Source organism: Exiguobacterium sp. B2(2022) (genome assembly GCF_028823655.1).
GTDB lineage: Bacteria > Bacillota > Bacilli > Exiguobacteriales > Exiguobacteriaceae > Exiguobacterium > Exiguobacterium aestuarii_A.
Window position 1 is genome coordinate 1 of record NZ_JAPEHX010000134.1, and the last position, 911, is coordinate 911.

Consider the following 911-nt stretch of genomic DNA (forward strand, 5'->3'; position numbering starts at 1 on the left):
ACGCCGACAAATTCGAGTGGCGTCCCTTGTGTGTCCGTCCGAAAGAAACTCAAGTACATCGTCCGGAGGAGCGGATAGACGAGAAAGACACCAAACAAGATGATGGACGGAGACAAGTACAACAGCCCGCTCGCCGCGTCCGACATTCTCGTGCGGACCTTCTCTCTCGGTAAAGCGACCGTCATTGGAACACCTCCAACGCCTCAAACAGCTTCGGCTGTCGTGGCTCGATGCGCTGTCCGGTCGCGTCAAAGAGCGACATCTGTTTCGGTTCCACGTAACACGCCACTTTTTCTCCGACGGTGAGTGGCCATTGTCCTGGCCATTTCGCTAGCCATTCATTGCCACCGACATCGAACGCAAGGATCGTCTCGGTTCCGAGTACTTCGATGTTTTTCAGCTCCGCATAAAACGTAACGTCTTCGTCGGCAGGTTTAATCTGTTCTGGACGTACGCCGAGCGTCGCTTCTGACACTTCTGTCAATGCGTTCGGATGGAACAGGCGCCCGTCCGCTGCTATCCACCCTTTTTCTTGTCGGGTGACCTCGACTAGGTTCATCGGGGGCGACCCAATGAACGAGGCGACGAACGTGTTCGCCGGCTTATTGTACAGGTCGAGCGGCTTCCCGACTTGTTGCACTTCCCCTTCATTGAGAAGCATGATCCGGTCCGCCATCGTCATCGCTTCGACTTGGTCATGTGTGACATAAATCATCGTCAGTCCAAGTTTTCGCTGCAACTGGCGAATCTCCGAGCGCATTTTTGCCCGCAGTTTCGCGTCCAAGTTCGAGAGCGGCTCATCCATCAGGCAAATCGGTGCCTCCGTCACGATGGCTCGTGCCAACGCGACACGTTGTCTCTGACCACCTGACAGTTCACGCGGCTTCCGTTTCAAATAATCGGTGAGTCCG

Annotated in this window: 1 protein-coding gene and 1 pseudogene; both read right to left on the reverse strand. The window is 55.2% G+C overall.

The window, feature by feature from the left end; genetic code table 11:
* Nucleotides 1-185: pseudogene (locus ON063_RS14675) on the reverse strand (sugar ABC transporter permease); the annotation flags it as partial.
* Nucleotides 182-911 (reverse strand): ABC transporter ATP-binding protein (locus tag ON063_RS14680; RefSeq protein WP_274665631.1); only part of this gene is annotated, 730 nt, incomplete at its 5' end. The gene ON063_RS14680 and the pseudogene ON063_RS14675, both read right to left, overlap by 4 nt.